The following is a 19,357-nucleotide window of genomic DNA, read 5'->3' on the forward strand; positions in this document are numbered from 1 at the left end:
GACCGGCCTGTAGGTGGTAAATCGCCCATAAAGGACTCTTTCCGGCGTATTGCCGGCCGGTGCGCACCTCAAGGGCGCCTCCGGGCCGCCTCGGTCGCCTCAGGGGCACCTCGACGGCTCCGCCGTCACCCCAGCCGCTCCAAGGCGGCCGTCACGGCCGCCACCGCCCCCTGGGAGGCCGGCAGCAGGGGCAGTCGGACGTCCGGGGTCGGGATCCGCCCCTGGGCGTGCAGGACGCCCTTGAGCACCGCCGGATTCGGCTCGGCGAAGGCCGCCGCCGACATCCGGGCCAGCGCGTGCCCCAGCGGCCTCGCCCTGGCCACGTCGCCCGCCCGCCAGGCCGCGGCGAGCTCCGCGAAGCGGTCCGTCGCCAGATGTGCCGAGGCCAGGATCCCGCCCGCCGCACCCAGCGCCAGCAGCGGGGACAGGTACACGTCGTCACCGGCCAGCACCTCGAACCCGGACGGCAGGTCACCGAGCAGCGCCACCGCCTCCTCGCCGATGCCGCCACCCGCGTACTTCACCCCGGCGACCCCCGGCAGCGCCCCGAGCGCCCGCAGCGTGGCCGCGTCGAGCGGCTGCCCCGTGCGGTAGGGGATGTGATAGACGATCAGCGGGACCGGGCTCACCTCGGCCAGCCGCGTGAAGTGCGCCAGCACCCCGGCGGCCGCGGGCCGGACGAACGGCGGAACGGTCACCAGCGCCGCCCGCACCTCGGGCCACCGGGTCAGCCGGGCCAGCGAGGCCTCGGCGGCCCGGGTGCCCCCGGCTCCCGCCCCGACCGTCAGTGGAGCGCCCCGCTCCCCGCAGACCCGGGCGCACACCTCCGTGACGAGATCCCGCTCCGCCTCGTCGAGGCCGGCCGTCTCCGCGGTGGTGCCGAGCGCGACGATGCCGGTGGCGCCCGCGTCGAGCACCTCGTGGGCCAGCGCCTCCAGCGCCTCCACGGCGACCTCCCCGCCGCGGGTGAAGGGGGTGACGAGCGGTACGTGGATCCCGTGCGACGGGAGGGTCTCTGCGATGTCCTGCGCGATGTCCTGTGCCATGCCCACGAGCCTCGCCCGCCCGAAGGATCAAATCCAGTTCGCTTTTCTTACGCGACCCGTAAGCTGAGCCGATGCTCGATGTACGACGCCTACGCCTGCTGCGCGAACTCGCCCGCCGTGGCACCATCGCCGCCGTCGCCGAGGCCCTCACCTTCAGCCCTTCGGCGGTCTCCCAGCAGCTCAACGTCCTCGAACGGGAGGCCGGCCTGCCCCTGCTGGAGCGCACCGGCCGCGGGGTCCGCCTCACCCCGGCCGGTCAGAACCTGGTCCGACACGCCGAGGCCGTCCTCGAACGGTTGGAGCAGGCCGACGCCGACCTCGCCGAGGCGCGCGGGGGCCTGGCCGGAGCCCTGCGGATCGGCGCCTTCCCCACCGCCACCCGGGCCATCGTCCCGGCCGCGCTGATCGCCCTCGCCCGGCGCCACCCGGGGCTGGAGCCGATGGTCTCGGAGACCGACCCGGCGGCGGTCGCGCACGCCCTGCGGGCCGGGGACCTGGACGTCGCCCTGGTGCACGAGTACGACTTCGTGCCCACCGAGCCCGAGCCGGGACTGGCCACCGAACCGCTCTACGGCGAGGCGATGTACCTGGCCGCGCCCGCCACCGAGGCCCCCGACCCGTCCGGGACACACCCCGCCGAGGCCCCCGACCCGTCCGGCGGATCCGACCAGGGCGCTGTCCTGCGTACGCACGCCCGGGCGCCCTGGATCACCGCCACCCCCGGCACCCTCTGCCACGCCATGACCGTCCGGGCATGCCAGGCCGCCGGTTTCACCCCACGGGTACGCCACCAGGTCGACGAGTTCGCCACCGTGCTCGCCCTCGTCGCGGCGGGCCAAGGGGTGGCCGTCGTCCCCCAGCTCGGGGTCACGGGCCCGGCCGACCCGGCCGTACGACTCACCCGCCTGCTCATGGAACGGCGTACCAACCTCGCCTTCCGCAGCGGGGCCGGCGCGCACCCGGCCGTGGCGGCCTTCGGCGCGGCACTTCGGGCCGCCGTACCGCCGGATCTGGCCGGGTCGCGCGCCGGAACGTGACACAACTCCCGTACCGCGTGCCGTCCGTGTACGTTCGTTGATCCAGACGGAATCGATCAGAGCGGGGTACGACGTGACACATCGCGTACGAGGGGTCATCGCCCGGAGCAAGGGCGCACCGGTGGAGACGACGACGATCCTCGTGCCCGACCCGGGACCCGGCGAGGCCCTCGTCCGGGTGCAGGCCTGCGGGGTCTGCCACACCGACCTGCACTACCGGGAGGGCGGGATCAACGACGAATTCCCCTTCCTCCTCGGCCACGAGGCCGCCGGAGTCGTCGAATCGGTCGGCCCGGACGTCACGTCCGTGGCCCCCGGTGACTTCGTGATCCTCAACTGGCGCGCGGTGTGCGGCACCTGTCGCGCCTGCAAGCGCGGACGCCCCTGGTACTGCTTCGCCACGCACAACGCCACCCAGCCCATGACCCTGGAGGACGGCACCCCCCTCTCCCCGGCCCTCGGCATCGGCGCCTTCGCCGAGAAGACCCTGGTCGCGGCCGGCCAGTGCACCAAGGTGGACCCGGCGGCCGCCCCGGCCGCCGCGGGCCTCCTGGGCTGCGGGGTGATGGCCGGCCTCGGCGCGGCCCTGAACACCGGCAACGTCGGGCGCGGCGACTCCGTCGCCGTCATCGGCTGCGGGGGAGTGGGCAACGCGGCCGTCGCCGGCGCCCGCCTCGCCGGCGCCTCGAAGATCATCGCGGTGGACCTGGACGACCGGAAGCTGGAGTGGGCCCGGGGCCTGGGCGCCACCCACACCGTCAACGGGCGCACGGACGACGTGGTCAAGGCGATCCAGGGCCTCACCGCCGGCAACGGCGCCGACGTGGTCATCGATGCCGTGGGCCGCCCCGAGACGTACCAGCAGGCCTTCTACGCACGCGACCTGGCCGGGACGGTGGTCCTGGTGGGCGTGCCGACCCCGGAGATGAAGCTCGAACTCCCGCTCCTCGACGTCTTCGGCCGCGGCGGCGCCCTGAAGTCCTCCTGGTACGGCGACTGCCTGCCCGAGCGCGACTTCCCCCTGCTGATCGACCTCTACCTGCAGGGCCGCCTCGACCTGGACGCCTTCGTCTCCGAGACGATCCCGCTCGACGGGGTCGAGGACGCCTTCGCCCGGATGGAGCGCGGCGAGGTCCTCCGCTCGGTCGTCGAGTTCTGACACCCCGTCCGGCCCACCGGGCCGGACCCGGCCCTCCGTAGACTCGGGGCCACCACCCCGCGCCCCCGCCGCCACCCGGCCGGGGCGCGGTCCTTCATCTCCTCGTACCCCTGGGGGCCGTCCGTGACCATCGCACACAGCTACCGCCAGCCCGGCACGGTCGTCACCGACCACCGGTTCTCCGTCCCCCTGGACCACACGCGCCCGGACGGGGAGCGGATCGAGCTGTACGCCCGCGAGGTCGTGGCCGCCGGCAAGGACCCCGAGACGCTGCCCTGGCTGCTCTACCTGGAGGGCGGTCCCGGCTTCGGCGCCCGCCGCTTCATCGGCCGCCAGGCCTGGCTGGAGCGGGCGCTGACCGAGTACCGGGTGCTGCTCCTCGACCAGCGCGGAACCGGACGCTCCACCCCGGTGAACCGGCAGACCCTGCCCCTGCGCGGCACCCCCGCCCAGCAGGCGGAGTACCTCGCCCACTTCCGCGCCGACTCCATCGTGCGCGACGCCGAAGCCATCCGCCCCGGCCTGACCGGCGGCGCGCCCTGGACCGTGCTCGGCCAGAGCTTCGGCGGCTTCTGCACGATCCACTACCTCTCCACCGCGCCCGAAGGCCTCACCGCCGCGCTCGTCACGGGCGGCCTCCCCTCCCTGACCGCCACCGCCGACGAGGTGTACGAGGCCGCGTACCCCCGCATCGAACGCAAGAACCTGGCCCACTATGCCCGGTACCCGATGGACGTCGAGCGCGTCCGCCGTATCGCCGCCCACCTCGCGCAGACCCCGACCGAACTCCCCGGCGGCCACCGCCTCACCGTCGAGGGGTTCCAGTCCCTCGGCATCCTCCTCGGCGGGGGCGACGGCAGCCACCAGCTCCACCACCTGCTGGAGGACGCCTTCGTGCCGACCCCCGCGGGACCCACCCTCTCCGACGCCTTCCTGGAGGGGGTCCGCGCCCAGCTCTCCTTCGCCGGGCACCCCCTCTACGCTCTGGTCCACGAGGCGATCTACGCCCAGGACCCCACCGCGCCCACCGCCTGGGCCGCCGAACGGGTACGCGCGAACCACCCCCGCTTCGACGCCGGCAAGGCGCTCGCGGGCGACGAACCGCTGCTCCTGACCGGCGAGACCATCCACCCCTGGCACTTCACCACCGACCCGGCGCTGGCCCCGCTGCGCGAGACCGCGGAACTGCTGGCGGCCCGCACCGGCTGGCAGCCCCTCTACGACCGGGCGCGCCTGGCCGCCAACGAGGTGCCGGTGGCCGCCGCCGTCTACCACGACGACATGTACGTGGACACCGCGCACTCGCTGGAGACGGCCCGGTCCGTCCGGGGCCTGCGGACCTGGGTGACGGACGAGTTCGAGCACGACGGCGTCCGCGCGGGCGGCCCCCGCGTCCTGGACCGGCTGCTGTCCCTGGTCCGCGACGAGATCTGAGCCGGCCGGGGCCCGGGTCGGCCGAGGCGCGGTCGGCCGGGGCCCCGGTCAGCCGGGTTCCACGAACGCGCGGGTCAGGTGCGCGGTCGCCAGCAGGGCACCGCGCTCCCTCGCCCGTGCCAGCAGGTCCTCCCGGGAGGCCCGGGCGGTCTCCCGGTCGCGCTCGTGGGAGTACGGCACCGCCGGGTCGCCGAGCTGGACCGCGTGCACCAGCACGTCCCCGGTGACCACCACGTCCCGGGCCCCGGCGCCCTGGTCCACCAGCACCGACTGGTGCCCCGGGGTGTGCCCGGGCGTCGGCAGCAGGGTGATGCCGGGGGCCGCCCGATGGATCCCGTTCACCTCGTGCAGCTGCCCGCTCGCCCGTAGCGGCGCCACCGTCCAGTCCCACACCGGGTCCGCCCGGTCGAGGGCGGCCACCTCCGCGCGCTGTACGACGTACCGGGCCGCCGGGAAGAGCGGCTGCCCGTCGGCCCCCGACGACCAGCCCGCGTGGTCCTCGTGCAGGTGGGTCAGGATCACCGCCTCCACGTCGGCCGGGGCGATGCCGACCTCGGCGAGGGCGTCCGGCAGCCGCCCCGGCACCGGCGCCCAGGGGGCGGCGGGGGACTGCGCCGGTCCGACCCCGGCGTCCACCAGCACCCAGCGACCGCCGGGCCGGGCGATCGCGAAGCACCGGAAGTCGAGCGCCCAGGTCCCGTCCGGCCCGATCGCGCCGGGGTCCAGTCGCCCGGCCCGCTCCCACGCGGCCTCGCTCGCGCCCGGGAAGGCCGTGCGGGCCGGCTCGAAGAAGATCCCCGTGGCGTCGAGCAGCGCCACCACCCGCCCATGTCGCTCCATTCCCCTATGGTGCGAGACATGACCGAACAACCTGATCAGCAGGCTGCCTTGCAGCCCATGCCCACCGACTGGACGCGCGCCCTCGCGGTCGTCGCGCACCCCGACGACCTGGAGTACGGGTGCGCGGCGGCCATCGCGCACTGGACGGACGGGGGCCGGGAGTTCGTCTACCTCCTCGCCACGCGCGGCGAGGCCGGCATCGACAGCATCGCCCCCGCCACCTGCGGTCCGCTGCGCGAGGCGGAGCAGCGGGCGAGCGCGGCGGTCGTCGGGGTGTCCGAGGTGGAGTTCCTGGACCACCACGACGGTGTCGTCGAGTACGGCCTCGACCTGCGCCGGGACATCGCGGCGGCCATCAGGCGGCACCGGCCCGAGCTGATCGTCACGCTCAACCACCGTGACACATGGGGCGGCGCGCAGGGCGGCGGCTACTGGAACACTCCCGACCACAAGGCCGTCGGCCGGGCCGTGCTGGACGCGGCCGGTGATGCCGGGAACCGCTGGATCTTCCCCGAGCTGATCGAGCAGGGCCTGGAGCCCTGGAACGGCGTGCGCTGGGTCGCGGTGGCCGGGTCCACCACCCCGACACACGCGGTCGACGCCGGCCCCGGGCTGGAGCGTTCGATCAAGTCCCTGCTGGAGCACAAGGCGTACATCGAGGTGCTCACGGACCAGGACCCCGAGGAGTACGTGCGGACCTTCCTCACCGGCAACGCCCAGCAGGCCGCGGCCCGGTTCGGCGGGCGTCCGGCCGTGGCGTTCGAGGTCTTCCCCCGCTGACCGACCACCCCTAGTCTGACGATCCGTCAGTTCGACGGGTCGTCAGCCATCGGGCCGGGGGTGCGGGACACGGTGATCGACACCATCTCCACGGAGATCGCGGAGGGTGAGGAGCGGATCCGGCTGGAGGTCGCGGACGGCCTCGCCGTCCTCACCCTGTGCCGCCCGGACAAGCTCAACGGCTGGAGCTGGGAGTCCACCCGCCAGCTCGGCCTGCTCGCGGACCGGATCCGCCTCGACGCGTCCGTCCGGGCGGTGCTGCTGCGCGCCGAGGGGCGGGCCTTCTGCGCGGGCATCGACGTGACCGCGCCGGGCGGCGCCGTCACGGGCGGCTCCCCGGCCGAGCGCACCCGCAACTACTACGAGGGCATCCGCTGGGTGCACGAGCGGTTCGCCGTCCTCGCCCGCCTCCCGCAGCCGGTGGTGGCCGCCGTCCAGGGCTACTGCCTCGGCTTCGGCTTCGAGCTGGCGCTGATGGCCGATGTCCGGGTGGCGGCCGAGGACGCCGTCTTCGCCCTGCCGGAAGCCGGGCTGGGTGTCGCGGTGGACGCGGGCGGCGACCTCCGCATCGCCCGCGAGGCGGGTGCGGGCTGGGCCAAGTACCTGGCTCTGACGGGTCGGCGCATCGACGCCGCGACGGCGCACCGGCTCCATCTGGTCCAACTGCTCGTCCCCGGCGAGGAACTGGAGGCCACCTCCCGCGCCGTGGCACGGGAGATCGCCGACAACGCGCCGCTCGCGGTCCAGGGCATCAAGCGCGCGATCGACGGCTACGCCGACGCCGCCCTCCCGGCGGCCCTCGACCGGGTGGCGATGACCGCGGCCCTCACCCTCACCTCGGAGGACTGCCGGGAGGGCTACACGGCCAAGGCCGCCCGTCGGCCTCCGCGGTTCAGCGGAGGCTGAGCACGGGTCGGGTCGAGAACTCCTCGTACATGCCCTCGCCGTCCGGGCCGTAGGTGAACTCGGCCGCGTACGGGTTGCGGTTGGCGGTGGCCAGCGGCAGCCACCCGAGGAGATCGCCGTATCCGCCGCAGACGGCCTCGCCGCCGTCACCGCCGTGCACCGCGCCCGGGTCCCCGCTCAGCTCCGTGCCGTAGCTGTCGTAGGCGATGCGCAGCCCGAAGGCGTTCGGCCGGTGGCGCACGCCCCCGCTGCCGTACGAGGGCTCGTCCAGGGGGCACTCGTTCCCCCACCGGAACAGGGTGCCGGCCCCGGCCCCGCACGCGTGCTCCCACTCGTCGGCGCCCGGTATCCGCAGCCCGTGCGCGGCCAGGGCGGCCGGCATGGCCGCCACGGGCTCGGTCAGGGCCTCGTCCTCCACGGCCATGAGCACCGTCGCGAGCGTCGCGGTGCGCGGCGGGCTGAGTACGTCGGCGAGATAGGCCTTGAGGTCCTCGTGCCCGTACCCGTACCCCTCCTCCACGCTCTCCGCGAAGTCGGCGGCCTGCGCGGGAGTCGGCTCCCAGGCGTCCAGGTCGAAGCCCAGCCGCACGCTCCCGCCGGGTACGAGGGCGAACCGGCGCCCCTCGCGCTCGACAAGTACGCGGTGCAGCGGGCGGCCGAGGTGCTCGACGGTGTCGAGCAGTACCACCCGGCCGCCCACCTGCGTGGCGGCCTCGTCGGCGAAGCGTCCGGCGGCGGCCAGGTCGAGCGAACGCCAGCGGTCAAGGGTCAGTTCGGCGAGAGACATGCCCCGATCCTCGCACCGCCCACCGACAACCGGTGCTCAGGGGGAGGAGGTGAACGGGCCGCGGCCCAGCTGGGTGCGGACCGGGACCACCTCGGGGTTGACCACCGAGCGGCGCTGCCAGTTCGCCCCGTCCACCACCAGGGTGTGCCCGGTGACGAACCGGGCGTACGGCGAGGCCAGGAAGGTGGCCGCCCAGCCCAGTTCGCGCGGCGCGCCGACGCGCAGGGCGGGCTGCCGGGCGTCCTTCGCGTCGGGCGCGGCACGTTCCAGGCCGCCCCGGATGTCCTCGCTCATGTCCCCGTGCGGGAACAGCCCGGGGACGAGCCCGTTGATCTGGATGCCGTACGGGCCCCACTCGACGGCGAGCGTCTCCACGAGGCTCTTCACCCCCGCCTTGGCCGCGGCGCTGTGGGCGAAGCCCGGCCCGCCCGTCCAGGCGTACGAGGCGCCGATGTTCACGATCGAGCCGCCGGTGCCCGCGGCGAGGTGGCGGCGGCCGAACTCGCGCGTCATGAACCAGGTCCCCGTCAGCGTGATGTCGACCACCGCCCGCCAGGCGTTGGGCGAGAGGTCCTCGGCGGGGGAGGGGAAGTTCGCGGCGGCGTTGTTGACCAGCACGTCGGGCAGGCCGAAGGCCGCCTGCGCGGCGTCGAAGACGTCGGCGACCCGCTCCGGATCCCGGATGTCGCAGACGGCGGCCGTCACCCGGCCCGCGCCGGGGACGGCCGCCAACTCCTCCCGCGCCGCCTTGAGCTGCTCGGCGCGCCGGCTCGCGATCACCAGATCCGCGCCGAGCCGGGCGAACTCGGTGGCGATGGCCTTGCCCAGCCCGGTGCCACCGCCGGTCACGAGGACCACCTGCCCCGCGTAGGTACCGGGGGGCAGGGCGGCGGCGCCGAGCGCCGGTGGCACGGGCAGCCCGCGCGGAGGGTTCTCCATGCGCCCATCGATAGCGCGTGGGCGCTCAGATCACCATCCCCGGAGCGTGCCCGAGCAGGATCGGGCACGCTCCGGAAGGGCGGCTCAGCTGCCCGGGTTGTACGCCTGCTTGGTTGCGCAGGTCCAGATCACCGGCTTGAGCTTGCCCTTCGCGTTCACGGCCGCCCCGCCGACCCGGTCCGTGTCCGAGACCGCGTCGGCCATGCTCGCCCCGCCCGCGGCCAGCCGCGGCAGGGCCTTGACCGGCCCGGAGCCGGACCGCAGCAGCGCCTGGTCCGGCAGGGTCAGCTGCTCCGGGTGGAACTTGGCCGTGCCGACGGTGAGGTTCGTGTGCGCGCTGATCGCCTCGAACGTGGCGTACGGGTGCGAGCTCAGGCCCCCGGGGGAGGTGACAGGCCCGGTGAGCGGGGGCTCCCAGATCACGGGGGTGTACTCGTGCCACGGTCCGGCCCAGTCGTAGCCGACGACCCGGCGGCTCTCGTCGATGTCCTGGACGTAGCTGTCGTTCCCGACGGGAGCCAGCAGCCGGGCGGCCGTGCCGTCCCCCGGCCACAGCACCGGGTGGGTGCCCTCCAGGTGCTGGCCGGTCTCGGGGACCTCGTGGTCCTGCGTCGCCATGCCCAGGATGTCGCCCTGATTGTTGATGCCGGTGACCATCGTGATCCGGGTCTCCGGGCCGGCGTCGGCCGGGACGGGCAGCTCGCGGACCTTCTGGCCGTCCTTCCAGACGGCGCCGGTCCCGCCGTCGGCGCGGGAGACCACGAATCCGGCGTCGTTGATGTCGGCCTCCAGGTAGGAGCCGTCACTGCCCGGCAGCAGGGTGATCGACGCGGCGCCCGCCTGGTACGTGAACAGGGGGGAGGTGCCCCCGAAGACGCGCAGGACGCCCACCATCAGGCCGTGCGCGTTGACGGCGAGCACCTGCCCCGTCTGGTTCGGGTCGGTCAGCGGGACCCGGTGCACGGTGGTGCCGGTCCAGTAGACGGGCTTGTGGCCCGAGACGCCGACGGCGAGGTCGCCCGCGCCGAGGTCGAAGACGCCCTGGCTTTGCATCACGTCGCGCGCGTACGACTCGTCGCCGATCGAGCCGAGTACCTGGATCTTCGGTGTGCACTTCGCGTCGGCCGCCACGGCCGGGCCGGCGGCGGTGATCAGGCCGGTCAGAACGACGGCGGCGACGGCCGCGGACATGCTTCTTCTCATGTGGTGGTCCCCCCTGGACAGGTGCTGTTCCCCGTTGAGTCATGACACGTGCACGCCACATGTTGCCTGATCTTGAGACGGATGTGGCCTGAATGACGCGTGTTGAACCGGACGCGACGGTTCTCCCTCCCGACCGACGGTTCACAGAAGGGCAAGCGACCGCTTAGTATGCGCGCGGAGCGTGGTTCATCGACGGCGGCTGGAGGCCCCGGATGCAGGCATGGCGAGTACATACCCCCGGCGAACCCCGAGAGGCCCTGCGCCTCGAAGAGATTCCCGAACCGGTCCCGGGCGAGGGCGAGGTGCGGCTGCAGGTGCTCGCGGCGAACCTCAACTTCCCCGACGCGCTGCTCGTCCGCGGCCAGTACCAGATCCGCCCGCCGCTGCCCTTCACCCCCGGCGTCGAGATCTGCGGCCTCACCGACGACGGCCGCCGCGTCATCGCCACCCCGAGCCTGCCCCACGGCGGCTTCGCCGAGTACGTGATCGCCTCCGAGCGGGCCCTGCTGCCGGCCCCCGAGAGCCTGAACGACGCCCAGGCCGCCGCCCTGCACATCGGCTACCAGACCGGCTGGTTCGGCCTGCACCGCCGGGCGCGCCTCCAGCCGGGCGAGACCCTCCTCGTACACGCCGCCGCCGGTGGCGTCGGCAGCGCCGCCGTCCAGCTCGGCAAGGCCGCGGGCGCCACCGTCATCGGGGTCGTAGGCGGCAAGACCAAGGTGTCCGCCGCGGAGGAACTCGGCTGCGACCTGGTGATCGACCGGACGACCGAGGACGTCGTCTCCCGCGTGAAGGAGTTCACCGGCGGGCGCGGAGCCGACGTGGTCTACGACCCCGTCGGCGGCGACTCGTACACCGCCTCCGCCAGGTGCGTGGCCTTCGAGGGCCGCATCGTCGTCGTCGGCTTCGCGAGCGGCACCATCCCCACCCCCGCCCTCAACCACGCCCTCGTCAAGAACTACGCGATCCTCGGCCTCCACTGGGGCCTCTACGCGACCAAGGACCCGGCCGCGATCCTGGCCTGCCACACCGAACTCACCCGCCTCGCCGACGAAGGCGCCATCAAGCCCCTCATCAGCGAACTCGTCGCACTCCCCGCCGTCGCCGACGCCGTACAGCGCCTCGCCGACGGGACCACCACCGGCCGCGTCGTCCTGGCCATGCCCCGGCAGCCGGGTGTGACCCGATGACCGTGATCACCGCGGAGCACCTGCTCACCCGCGTCCAGGGCCTGCTCGCCGCCCACCCGCCCGCCGACACCGACCGCGGCGCGTTCCTGCGCGCCCGCTTCGACGCCGGACTCGCCTGGGTCCACTACCCCGAGGGCCTCGGCGGCCTCGGCGCGCCCCGCTCCCTCCAGGTCGTCGTCGACGCCGCACTGGAAGCCGCCGGCGCCCCCGACAACGACCCGCGCCGCATCGGCATCGGCCTCGGCATGGCCGCCCCCACGATCCTCGCCTACGGCACCGACGAGCAGAAGCGGAGCTTCCTGCGCCCCCTGTGGACCGGTGAGGAGGTCTGGTGCCAGCTCTTCAGCGAGCCCGGCGCCGGCTCCGACCTCGCCGCGCTCGGCACCCGCGCGGTCCGCGAGAGCGGCTCCGGCGACTGGATCGTCGACGGGCAGAAGGTGTGGACCTCCAGCGCCCACACCGCCCGCTGGGCCATCCTGATCGCCCGCACCGACCCCGGGCTCCCCAAGCACCAGGGCATCACCTACTTCCTCTGCGACATGCACGCCCCGGGCGTCGAGGTCCGGCCGCTGCGCCAGATCACCGGCGAGGCCGAGTTCAACGAGGTCTTCCTCACCGGCGTCCGCATCCCCGACTCCCACCGCCTCGGCGCCGTCGGCGAGGGCTGGGCGGTCGCCCGCACCACCCTGATGAACGAACGGGTCTCCATCGGCGGCATGCGCATCCCACGCGAGGGCGGCATGATCGCCCCCGTCGCCGCCGCCTGGCGCGAACGTCCCGAGCTGCGCACCCACGCCCTCCACCAGCGGCTGCTGGAACTGTGGGTCGAGGCCGAGGTCGCCCGCCTCACCGGGGAACGGCTGCGTCAGCAGCTCGTCGCCGGACAGCCCGGCCCCGAGGGATCGGGCATGAAGCTCACCTTCGCCCGGCTCAACCAGGAGATCAGCGGACTGGAGGTCGAACTCCTCGCGGAGGAGGGCCTCCTGTACGACGACTGGACCATGCGCCGGCCCGAAGGCGTCGACTTCACCGGCCGCGAGGCCGGCTACCGCTACCTGCGCGCCAAGGGCAACAGCATCGAGGGCGGCACCAGCGAAATCCTCCTCAACATCGTCGCCGAACGCGTCCTCGGCCTGCCCCCCGAGCCGCGCGACGACAAGGACCTCGCCTGGAAGGACCTGAGCCGATGACCACCGCGGCGGCACCGACCGACCTGCTCTACTCCGAGGCCGAGGAGGAGCTCCGCTCCGCCGTACGCGCCCTCCTCACCGACCGCAGCGACGCGAGGAGCGTCCTGGACCGGGCCGAGACCGGCAGCCCGCACGACCCGGCGCTCTGGCACACCCTGGCCGCCGGGATCGGCGCGGCCGGGCTCCTCGTGCCCGAGAAGCTCGGCGGGCAGGGCGCGAGCCACCGCGAGGCGGCCGTGGTCCTGGAGGAGCTGGGCCGGGCCGTGGCGCCCGCGCCCTACCTGACCAGCGCCGTCCTCGCCACGGAGATCCTGCTCGGCTGCGACACCGCGGAAGCCGCCCCGCTGCTGCGGGAGTTGGCCTCCGGCAGCACGGTGTGCGTCCCCGCCGTGCCGCTGACGCTGGCCCCGGGCGCGCCCCTCCCGGCCCCCGTCCGGGACCTCGGCGACGGGATCCTGACCGGCACGGTCACCTCCGTGGCGGACGCGGTGGCCGCCGACGTCCTGCTGGTCCTCGCCGACACCGGGCTCCACGCCGTCCCGGCCGCAGCGGCCCGGCTGGCCCCGAGCGTCCCGCTGGACCTGACCCGCCCGCTCGCCACCGTCACGCTGGAAGCGGCCGCGGGCACCCGCCTGGCCGACCTGGGAACGGCCCGGGCGGCCATCGCCGGAGCCCTGCTCTCCGGGGCCGGACTCCTCGCCTCCGAACAGCTCGGGATCGCCGAGTGGTGCCTGACGGAGACCGTCGGCCACGTCCGGGGCCGCCACCAGTTCAACCGCCCCGTCGGCTCCTTCCAGGCCCTCAAGCACCGCCTCGCCCGGCTCTGGCTCGACGTGGCCTCCGCGCGTGCGGCGGCGCGTGCCGCGGCCGACGCCCTCGCCACCTCGGCCCCCGACGCCCCGCTGACGGTCGCCGTGGCCCAGGCCTACTGCTCGGGCGTGGCCGTCCGGGCCGCCGAGGAGTGCGTACAGCTGCACGGCGGCATCGGCATGACCTGGGAACACCCGGCCCACCTCTACCTCAAGCGGGCCAAGGCCGACTCCCTGGCCCTGGGCACGGCGGGCCACCACCGGGGTCTGGTCGCGGACTTCGCGGAACTGCCCGCACCGTGAGCCGTGGCGCCCCGGCAGGCCCGACACCGGGCCGGCCGGGGCGCCACGGCAGCGCCGCACGACGGCCGCGACCCACCGCCCCGCCGGCGGTGGGCCACCGGCCGGTCCCTATCCTCGCCCCATGACGGCCACCATCACCGCGCTCTCCGCCACCGCGCTGCGCGCCCACCGCGACGAACTCGCCGCCCTGCTCCTCTCCGTGGTCGACGGCGGCTCCTCCCTCGGCTTCCTCGCCGGGCTGGACCGGCACGGCGCCGCCGCCTGGTGGGACTCCCTGCTGCCCGCCGTCGAGGACGGCTCCCTCGCCCTGTGGGTCTCCCGCACCGGTGACGACGGCCGGATCGACGGCACCGTCAGCTGGTACCGGGAGACCAAGGCGAACGGCCGCCACCGCGCCGAACTGCGCAAACTCATGGTCCACCCGGCCGCCCGCGGTCGGGGCACCGCCCGCGCCCTGCTCGTCGAGGCCGAGTCGGCCGCCGCCCGCGCCGGGGTGGTGCTGCTCTTCCTGGACACCGAGACCGGCAGCGGGGCCGAACGCGTCTACCGCTCCGCGGGCTGGACGGAGGCCGGCACCATCCCCGACTACGCCACCGACCCGGAGGGCCGGCTCCACCCCACGACCCTGTTCTACAAGCAGCTCGGGCGCGCCCACCGGTGACCTCGCCCGCCGCGCGGCGTTAGACCCGTAGCCGCCGGCCACCGAGCGAGGGAGTCCGTATGTCCGCAGCATCGCCCGCCGCACCACTGACCCGCCGCGCCGTTCTCCGTACGGCCTTCACCGCGGCCGTGCTCGCCGGTACGGCCGCGGCGCTGGCCCCCGTACTGCGCGCCCGGCGCCCCCGGCAGACCGTCACCCCGGCTCCGCTGGCCGAGGAGGAGACCTACCGCGGCCGGCACATCGCCGTCGACGTCGCCGGGGTCCGGATCGACGGCCGCCCGCTGCACGTCATGCGCCGGGCCGACGGCAGTTACCTCAGCGGGATCAACCACTTCCAGTCCTATTCCACGCCACTGGAAGTGGCCCGGGCCGCCGTCGACGAACTGGGCACCGCCCAGCTCGCCTTCGCGGCCCCGCACCACGGCTGACTGACCCACGGGAACGGGAGGAGCCCCGCGTTGCACATTCGGCAGAACCAGAAGAACCTCACCAGCACCCAGAAGAAGCGGTTCACCGCGGCGGTGCTGGAGCTCAAGCGCAACGGCGCCTACGACGCCCTGGTACGCACCCACGACAAGTACTTCGTGCCCGACCGCGCCCGCAAGCTGCGCGTCGGGCACATGTCCCCGTCCTTCTTCCCGTGGCACCGGCGGTATCTGCTGGAGTTCGAACGGCAGTTGCAGGAGATCGACCCCGGCGTGAGCGTCCCGTACTGGGATTGGACCACCGACACCAGCCCGGTCTCCTCCCTCTGGGCCGACGACTTCCTCGGCGGCACCGGCCGCGCGAGCGACCGCAAGGTGATGACCGGGCCGTTCGCCTACGACGCGGGCAACTGGACGGTGACCGTGGGCATCACCGAGTCCGCGTTCCTCACCCGCAACCTCGGCCGGCCGCAGAACCCGATCACCCTGCCCACCGCGGCCGAGCTCCGGTGGGCGATCGACGATCCGACCTACGACGTCTCCCCCTGGGACTCCACGGCCACCGCGGGCGGCTTCCGCAACAAGCTGGAAGGCTGGTCGGCCCCCAGGAGCGAGCGCTGGCGCAACCACAACAAGGTCCACCAGTGGATCGGCGGTCACATGACGGGAGGTACGGCGCCCAACGACCCGGCGTTCTGGCTGCACCACGCCTTCGTCGACCTGATCTGGGACCGCTGGCAGCAGCGGCACCCCGGCTCCGGCTACCTGCCCGCCGCCCCGCTCGCCGTCGGCGACCTCCAGCGCGGCCGGGTGATCGCCCTCGACGAGCCGATGCCGCCGTGGAACGTCACCCCGCGCGAGATGTCCGGCCACCAGGGCCTGTACCGCTACGAATGACGTGGCGTGCGGCGCGTGCGCGCGCAGCGGACACGGGAAAGGGCCCCCGCCGGGTGGCGGGGGCCCTTCCGTCGATCGGCGGATCAGCGGATCAGCGGATCAGCCGATCAGGCCATCAGTGGCCGTAGTCGCCACCCTCGGTGTGGTGGTCGGCGCCGCCGCCGGAGGCGTTGACGCAGGTGTTGCCGAACGCCGGGTTCAGCAGGGCGATCACGTTCACGGTGTTGCCGCAGACGTTGACCGGGACGTGCACCGGAACCTGGAGCAGGTTGCCCGACAGGACACCGGGGGAGCCGACCGCCGCACCGTGCGCTCCGGCATCGGCGACAGCCAGACCCGCACCGGCGACCACGGCGCTACCGGTGACAGCGGTGATGGCGAATGCCTTCGCGATACGCGACATCAAGATCTCCTCATGAGATATCTGGGGCGCCACAGAATCTGTGGCATTTGACATGGCATACAACGCGGGGGCGGCCGAGGGGTCACGGCCGATGCGCCTACCCGGTGACGGAAAACCGGACGGAGGCGAAGTACGGCCGCACCTGGCCGACCTCACCGGGCCGCAGGACCCGCAGGACCCGCCCCGAACACCCGGGTCGCTCGTAGAGGGTCGCCGAGCTCCCGGTCCCGTTGGTGACGGCCCGAGCGCCGCCGCCCTCCGCCTCGACGCACCCCCGGGGGGCGGTGAGGCCGTGGACCCGGTCGTCCTGGCCGACGTACTGGAAGTCGGACCCGGCGGCGGCCCGCGCCGGACCGGCCAGGAGCGTTGCGCCGGCCAGAAGCAGGACGGGCACGGCATGGTGGATACGCAGGAATCGCATGCCCGTCCAACCGGGGCGGGCCCGGACCCGGACACGCCTTGTCACCCGTTGGACGGCTGTGCGACGGTGCCACGGCGGGACCGTCGCACGGGCACCGCCACCGGCATCGTCAGCGCAGGAGGACGAGATGAGCGCAGAGGACGCGCCCGCCGGCAGCCACCGACCGCGGGTCAGGACCACGGCCGGCGTCGTCGAGGGCCGGACCGGCCCCCGTGGGACCGCGGTCTTCCTGGGCATCCCGTACGCGGCCCCGCCCGTCGGCGCCCTGCGCTTCGCGGCGCCCGCGCCCCCGGCCGCCTGGGACGGCGTGCGGGACTGCGGCGCCTACGGGCCCACCGCGCCCAAGGTGCCCTACCCGGACACCTTCGCGGCCCTGCTGCCCGACCCGGTGGTGGCCGGGGACGACTGCCTGAACGTGAACGTGTGGACCCCGGACCCGGCCCCCGGTGCCCGGCTGCCCGTCATGGTCTGGATCCACGGCGGCGCCCACACCCGCGGCTCCTCGGCCGTCCCCGTCTACGACGGCTCCGCCTTCGCCCGCGACGGGGTCGTGCTCGTCTCCTGCAACTTCCGGCTCGGGGTCCTCGGCTACGGCCTCTTCCCCGACGCCCCCGCCAACCGCGGCCTGCTGGACCAGATCGCCGCCCTCGCCTGGGTGCGCGAGAACATCACGGCCTTCGGCGGGGACCCCGACCGGATCACCGTCTTCGGCGAGTCCGCCGGCGCCATCAGCATCGGCGCCCTCCTGGCCGCCCCGCGCGCGGCCGGGCTCTTCGCCCGCGCCGTCCTGCAGAGCGGGGCCCCCGAGGTCGTGGCGCGCCCCAAGGTCCGTGCCATGGTCCGCCGGATGGCCTCGCTGCTCAAGGTCGACGCCACCGCCGCCGCCTTCACGGCCACCTCCCTGCCCGACCTGCTCGCCGCCCAGGCGGCCGTCCTGCGCCGATCCGGCCCGCTCGTCGGCGGACCCGCCTTCGGGCTGGTCACCGACCCGGACACGATCCCGGCCGACCCCCTCGACATCCTGTGCGCCGCGGCAGCCTCCGACGAGGTACCGCTGCTCCTGGGCTGGACCCGAGACGAGTACCGGCTGTGGCTCGCCCCCACCGGCGGGATGCGGCTGCTGGACCGGCTGGGCCCGCTCGCCGTCGCGCTCGCCCGCGCCCGCTCCGGCAAGGACCGGGCCGCCGTACGGGCGCTGCGCGCCACGCTGCCCGCCGCCGGTCCCGCCGAACTCGCCGGACAACTGCTCACCGACCGGCTGCTGCGCGATCCGCTGCGCCGGCTCGCCGGGGCCCGGCGGGCGGCGCCGAGCTTCCTGTACGAGTTCGCCTGGCCCTCCGGGCTTCCGGGCCTGGGTGCCTGTCACGCCTTGGAGCTGGGCTTCGTGTTCGACACGCTCGCGGCGCCGGAGTCCGCCTGGCTGGCCGGACCCGACACCCCGCAGGCGCTGGCGGACGAGATGCACGCGGCCTGGGTGCGGTTCGCGGTGACGGGCGATCCCGGTTGGCCGGCCTGGAACGGCGACGGCCCGCCGAAGGTGTTCGGCGGGCCGGAGCTCGATGGTGCGCGCGCGTCGGTGGTTACTCGACGGGCCCTTCCATGACCTTGCTGATGAACTGGATCGGTCCCTCACCCATGTTCGGCACATAGGTCTTGGCGTTGTGCTGGCCGCCCTTGATGACCTTCAACTCGGCGTGGATGGGGCCCTTGTTGCCGTAGGTGGCGACGAACTTCTGCACGTCGGGCAGCGTCTTCTTGTTGTTCTCGCTGTCGCCGACCTGGAAGGCGAGGTAGATCTCGGGCCCCTTGGTGTCGATGAGGTGCTTCGCCAGCAGCTCCGGGTTGTTCTCGGCCTTCTCCTTGTCGTGGCCCTTCCACAGGGAGGAGTCCGGGACGATGTCCGGGCCGGAGGCGATCACGGCCTTGAACTTGTCCGGGTGCTTCAGCACGGCCTTCAGGCCCGCGAAACCACCCGTGGAGGAGCCCATGAAGGCCCACCCGTCACGGGACTTGACGGTGCGGAAGTTCGCCTTCATCAGGTCCGGGACGTCCTCGGTCAGCCAGGTGCCCATCTTGGGCTGGCCGGGGATGTCGGAGCCGTCCCAGTAGACGCCCTTGTCGTCCGGCCCCGGGTTGAGCACCGGCATGGCCAGGATGAAGGGCTTGCTCTTGCCCTCCGCGTACCACTTGCTGACGCTGGTCTGGAGACCGAGGTCGGTGCCCATCCAGTAGTTGCTGGGATAACCGGCGCCGCCCGGGAGGGCGATCAGGACCGGGAAGCCGCTCTTGGCGAACTTCGGGTCGTTGTACTCCTTGGGGGCCCAGACCCAGACCTTGCCCTTGAAGCCGGACTTCTTGCCGTCCAGCGTGGTGACGGCCACGTGCGTGCCGTCGGCGAGGGTCATCGTGTTCTTGAACTCGGCGGTCGGCCCGGTCGGCATGAGCATCTTGGAGTTCGGCGGGGGAGCGTCGTTCTTCTTGCCACCACCCGCGGGCCCCTGCCCGAAGGACACCGACGAGCCCTTGTCGGTGAACGGGGGTATCTCGTAGTGGTTCAGCACGAGCGCGGCGATACCGGCGAGCGCGAGCACGGAGGCGCCGGCTATGAGCCAGCGGCGTCCCTTGCGGCGGCGCGGCGGCTCCTCGGGGAAAAGGTCCTGCGGCCCGTAGCGCGCCGTCTGTTCGTACTGGTCCTGCGGTGCGTACTGCGCCTGCTGCCCGTACCGGTCCTGCTGCCCCTGGGGCTGCCGGTGCGGCTGCTGTCCGTACGGCTGGGCGTACGGGTCGCCGTGGGGCGGCTGCGGTATCTGTCCTTCCGGCCGGTACGGCTGGTACTGCTGCCCGTCGGGTGCGTACGACATGTGCGGTGGCTCTCCGGCTGCTGCTGCCCCAGAAGGGGCGGGGTGGTCTGACTGCTGGTCCTTCCG

Annotated in this window: 20 protein-coding genes; 12 read left to right on the forward strand and 8 right to left on the reverse strand. The window is 73.9% G+C overall.

The window, feature by feature from the left end:
- Positions 1-125: 125 nt before the first annotated feature.
- Positions 126-1,046 carry a dihydrodipicolinate synthase family protein gene (locus tag OG624_RS38225; RefSeq protein ID WP_051762890.1) on the reverse strand — a complete coding sequence of 307 codons (921 nt, stop codon included), beginning with the start codon at positions 1,044-1,046 and terminating at the stop codon, positions 126-128.
- A 71-nt stretch (positions 1,047-1,117) separates the two neighbouring features.
- Here OG624_RS38225 and OG624_RS38230 point away from each other — a divergent pair, with 71 nt between their 5' ends.
- The 3 genes from OG624_RS38230 to OG624_RS38240 all read left to right on the forward strand — a co-directional run bounded on the left by OG624_RS38230 (position 1,118) and on the right by OG624_RS38240 (position 4,676).
- Complete coding sequence (locus OG624_RS38230) at positions 1,118-2,083, forward strand: LysR family transcriptional regulator (RefSeq protein WP_033216423.1); 966 nt, start codon at positions 1,118-1,120, stop codon at positions 2,081-2,083.
- A 73-nt stretch (positions 2,084-2,156) separates the two neighbouring features.
- Positions 2,157-3,242, forward strand: a complete 1,086-nt coding sequence (locus OG624_RS38235) for an S-(hydroxymethyl)mycothiol dehydrogenase (protein WP_033216425.1) — start codon at positions 2,157-2,159, stop codon at positions 3,240-3,242.
- A gap of 129 nt (positions 3,243-3,371) precedes the next feature.
- Positions 3,372-4,676 (forward strand): alpha/beta fold hydrolase, encoded by a 1,305-nt coding sequence (locus OG624_RS38240; RefSeq protein ID WP_033217113.1) that lies wholly within the window; start codon positions 3,372-3,374, stop codon positions 4,674-4,676.
- A gap of 48 nt (positions 4,677-4,724) precedes the next feature.
- On the opposite strand, the gene OG624_RS38245 is transcribed toward OG624_RS38240, so the two are convergent.
- Entirely contained in the window at positions 4,725-5,516 is a 792-nt protein-coding gene (locus tag OG624_RS38245; protein ID WP_033216427.1) for an MBL fold metallo-hydrolase, read from the reverse strand.
- 18 nt (positions 5,517-5,534) lie between these two features.
- On the opposite strand from OG624_RS38245, the gene OG624_RS38250 reads away from it, so the two are divergent.
- The gene (locus OG624_RS38250) at positions 5,535-6,296 is read left to right on the forward strand and encodes a PIG-L deacetylase family protein (RefSeq protein WP_033216429.1); all 762 of its coding nucleotides are present in this window, start codon (positions 5,535-5,537) and stop codon (positions 6,294-6,296) included.
- A gap of 72 nt (positions 6,297-6,368) precedes the next feature.
- On the forward strand, positions 6,369-7,202 hold the full coding sequence (locus tag OG624_RS38255) for an enoyl-CoA hydratase/isomerase family protein (protein ID WP_371640512.1): 834 nt from the start codon (positions 6,369-6,371) through the stop codon (positions 7,200-7,202).
- On the opposite strand, the gene OG624_RS38260 is transcribed toward OG624_RS38255, so the two are convergent.
- The 3 genes from OG624_RS38260 to OG624_RS38270 form a co-directional block, all read right to left on the reverse strand.
- The gene (locus tag OG624_RS38260; protein WP_371640513.1) at positions 7,189-7,989 is read right to left on the reverse strand and encodes a hypothetical protein; all 801 of its coding nucleotides are present in this window, start codon (positions 7,987-7,989) and stop codon (positions 7,189-7,191) included. The two genes, OG624_RS38255 and OG624_RS38260, sit on opposite strands and share 14 nt — an antisense overlap.
- Positions 7,990-8,025: 36 nt before the next feature.
- Positions 8,026-8,928 (reverse strand): SDR family oxidoreductase, encoded by a 903-nt coding sequence (locus OG624_RS38265; protein WP_266447767.1) that lies wholly within the window; start codon positions 8,926-8,928, stop codon positions 8,026-8,028.
- A gap of 84 nt (positions 8,929-9,012) precedes the next feature.
- Entirely contained in the window at positions 9,013-10,131 is a 1,119-nt protein-coding gene (locus OG624_RS38270) for a hypothetical protein (RefSeq protein ID WP_158711761.1), read from the reverse strand.
- A 212-nt stretch (positions 10,132-10,343) separates the two neighbouring features.
- Between OG624_RS38270 and OG624_RS38275 the strand changes: the two genes are divergently transcribed.
- From OG624_RS38275 to OG624_RS38300, 6 genes are all read left to right on the forward strand, one after another.
- Positions 10,344-11,321, forward strand: coding sequence for an NADPH:quinone oxidoreductase family protein (locus tag OG624_RS38275; RefSeq protein WP_371640514.1), 978 nt, complete (start codon positions 10,344-10,346; stop codon positions 11,319-11,321).
- On the forward strand, positions 11,318-12,511 hold the full coding sequence (locus tag OG624_RS38280; RefSeq protein WP_371640515.1) for an acyl-CoA dehydrogenase family protein: 1,194 nt from the start codon (positions 11,318-11,320) through the stop codon (positions 12,509-12,511). Before OG624_RS38275 ends, OG624_RS38280 begins: the two co-directional genes overlap by 4 nt.
- Positions 12,508-13,623 carry an acyl-CoA dehydrogenase family protein gene (locus tag OG624_RS38285; protein ID WP_371640516.1) on the forward strand — a complete coding sequence of 372 codons (1,116 nt, stop codon included), beginning with the start codon at positions 12,508-12,510 and terminating at the stop codon, positions 13,621-13,623. The genes OG624_RS38280 and OG624_RS38285 overlap by 4 nt, the downstream gene beginning before the upstream one ends.
- Before the next feature lie 121 nt (positions 13,624-13,744).
- Complete coding sequence (locus tag OG624_RS38290; RefSeq protein WP_371640517.1) at positions 13,745-14,284, forward strand: GNAT family N-acetyltransferase; 540 nt, start codon at positions 13,745-13,747, stop codon at positions 14,282-14,284.
- Between the two features lie 59 nt (positions 14,285-14,343).
- Entirely contained in the window at positions 14,344-14,712 is a 369-nt protein-coding gene (locus OG624_RS38295) for a tyrosinase family oxidase copper chaperone (RefSeq protein WP_033216442.1), read from the forward strand.
- A gap of 30 nt (positions 14,713-14,742) precedes the next feature.
- Entirely contained in the window at positions 14,743-15,606 is an 864-nt protein-coding gene (locus OG624_RS38300) for a tyrosinase family protein (RefSeq protein ID WP_033216443.1), read from the forward strand.
- 115 nt (positions 15,607-15,721) lie between these two features.
- Here the strand turns inward: OG624_RS38300 and OG624_RS38305 are convergent, their stop codons facing one another.
- Both OG624_RS38305 and OG624_RS38310 read right to left on the reverse strand, forming a co-directional pair.
- The gene (locus tag OG624_RS38305) at positions 15,722-16,009 is read right to left on the reverse strand and encodes a chaplin (RefSeq protein ID WP_030761160.1); all 288 of its coding nucleotides are present in this window, start codon (positions 16,007-16,009) and stop codon (positions 15,722-15,724) included.
- A 97-nt stretch (positions 16,010-16,106) separates the two neighbouring features.
- Positions 16,107-16,403 carry a hypothetical protein gene (locus OG624_RS38310; RefSeq protein ID WP_158711762.1) on the reverse strand — a complete coding sequence of 99 codons (297 nt, stop codon included), beginning with the start codon at positions 16,401-16,403 and terminating at the stop codon, positions 16,107-16,109.
- A gap of 154 nt (positions 16,404-16,557) precedes the next feature.
- Between OG624_RS38310 and OG624_RS38315 the strand changes: the two genes are divergently transcribed.
- Positions 16,558-18,033, forward strand: coding sequence for a carboxylesterase/lipase family protein (locus OG624_RS38315; RefSeq protein WP_371640518.1), 1,476 nt, complete (start codon positions 16,558-16,560; stop codon positions 18,031-18,033).
- Here OG624_RS38315 and OG624_RS38320 read toward each other — a convergent pair.
- Positions 18,011-19,291, reverse strand: a complete 1,281-nt coding sequence (locus tag OG624_RS38320; protein WP_371640519.1) for an alpha/beta hydrolase — start codon at positions 19,289-19,291, stop codon at positions 18,011-18,013. The genes OG624_RS38315 and OG624_RS38320 overlap by 23 nt on opposite strands.
- Positions 19,292-19,357 lie beyond the last annotated feature (66 nt).

The sequence above is a fragment of the Streptomyces virginiae genome, from assembly GCF_041432505.1.
GTDB lineage: Bacteria > Actinomycetota > Actinomycetes > Streptomycetales > Streptomycetaceae > Streptomyces > Streptomyces virginiae_A.